Genomic DNA, 500 nt, shown 5'->3' with positions numbered 1-500 from the left:
TGGCCTCCGCCTTCGGCCCGGCCGCGGCGGCGGGAGCGGCCGTGTCGGCGGCGGGCGCGGCGGGCCCGGCCTTGCCGGCGTCCACGGGAGGCTTGGCCTTCGGGCGAGCCTCGGGCGCGGCGAGCGCTTCGGCGTCGACGCCGTCGTCGGACTCGACCGCGTCCTCCTCGAGCGACTCCTCGGTCGTCTCGCCGCCGGTCGCCTGGTTGAAGACGGCGTCGGCCTCGGAAGCCGGATCGGCGCCCTCGGCCTCGGTGCCCGGCGCGGCGGCGGGCGCCTCCTCCTGCTCCTCGAGACCCGGCCCGGCGGCCTGCGCGGCGTCGTCGGCCTCCTTCGAGCCCTCGGCTTCCTTCCCCGCGGCGGCGGCCTCGGGAGCAGCGGCCTCGGGTGCCTTCGCCTCGGCTTCCTTCGCGGCGGCCTCCGCCCCCGCAGCGGCCGGGGCCTTCGCGGGCGCCGCAGCGCCGGCGGGGGGCGCGGCGCCGGCGGGGAGTCGGGGGCCA

General features: G+C 81.4%; 1 pseudogene. It reads right to left on the bottom strand.

Annotation, left to right across the window (positions count from 1 at the left end):
• Window positions 1-500: pseudogene (locus OJ997_RS36270) on the bottom strand (light-harvesting protein); the annotation flags it as partial.

It is taken from the genome of Solirubrobacter phytolaccae (assembly GCF_027587195.1).
Taxonomy (GTDB): Bacteria; Actinomycetota; Thermoleophilia; order Solirubrobacterales; family Solirubrobacteraceae; genus Solirubrobacter; species Solirubrobacter phytolaccae.
Note: the sequence above shows the minus strand (reverse complement) of the source record. Positions and strands in the feature narration are given on the sequence as shown.